Raw genomic sequence first — 1,186 nt, forward strand, 5'->3', positions numbered from 1 at the left:
GGCCCCGGCCCCGACCTCAGCCCCGGCCGCCGTTCCGGCACCGGAGGACGATCCGCTGCTGCTGGGCGGCCACCGCTTCACCTCACGCCTGATCATGGGCACCGGCGGAGCGACCAGTCACACGGCGCTGCGGTCGGCGCTGACCGCCTCCGGCACCGAGCTGACCACGGTGGCGATGCGCCGCCTCGACCCCGGCGTCCACGGCACGGTGCTCTCGGTCCTGTCCGAGCTGGGCATCCGCGTGCTCCCCAACACCGCCGGCTGCTACACCGCCGGGGAGGCCGTGCTGACGGCCCGGCTGGCACGCGAGGCCCTCGGCACCGACCTGGTGAAGCTGGAGGTGATCGCCGACGAGCGCACCCTGCTCCCGGACCCGGTCGAGACCCTGGAGGCCGCCGAGACCCTGGTCGACGACGGCTTCACGGTGCTGCCCTACACCAACGACGACCCCGTGGTGGCCGCGCGGCTGGAGGACGTGGGGTGCGCCGCCGTGATGCCACTCGGCTCCCCGATCGGCTCCGGGCTGGGCATCCGCAACCCGCACAACTTCCAGCTGATCACCGAGCGGGTAAGGGTGCCGGTGATCCTGGACGCCGGCGCGGGAACCGCGTCGGACGCGGCGCTCGCCATGGAACTGGGGTGCGCCGGTGTGATGCTCGCCTCAGCGGTCACCCGCGCGCAGCGCCCCGTGCTGATGGCGACGGCCATGCGGGACGCCGTGCGCGCCGGCCGGCTGGCCGCCCTCGCCGGACGGATTCCCCGCCGGCACTTCGCGGAGGCGTCGTCGCCGTCGGAGGGAATGGCCCATCTCGACCCGGAGCGCCCCGCGTTCACCTCCTGAGTCCCGGTATTCCCGGTGAGCGGGTCCCGGAACTGGGCTAACATCCCGCTCACCGGCGTGCGCCGGCACCCGGGTCGCTGCGCGAGCGGGGCACCGTCGGCGCGGGGGCGTGGCCGGGTGCGCCGTGGGCGGGGTCGCGAACGGGTCAGCCCCGAGGAGACCCGTGATGAGCACCACACCCGACCCCTCCGACGGTCCGGAGGGGCCCGACAGCCCGGCTGGCCCCGGGCAGCGGACCGACGGCGGCGCCGCGAGCGCCCCCGGGACGAGCGGGGACGGCCGGGCCGCGATACCCGCGGAGGCCGTCGCCTCCGCTTCTTCCCCGCCGCCCGCTCTCCCGCCCAC

Annotated in this window: 1 protein-coding gene; it reads left to right on the forward strand. The window is 75.9% G+C overall.

The annotated features are described in order from the left end of the window. Window positions 1–55 precede the first annotated feature (55 nt). On the forward strand, window positions 56–841 hold the full coding sequence (locus E0D90_RS25720) for a thiazole synthase (protein ID WP_227870516.1): 786 nt from the start codon (window positions 56–58) through the stop codon (window positions 839–841). Window positions 842–1,186: the final 345 nt, after the last annotated feature.

Origin of the sequence: Streptomyces otsuchiensis (assembly GCF_004305975.1) — a bacterium.
In the GTDB taxonomy this organism is placed as follows: domain Bacteria; phylum Actinomycetota; class Actinomycetes; order Streptomycetales; family Streptomycetaceae; genus Streptomyces; species Streptomyces otsuchiensis.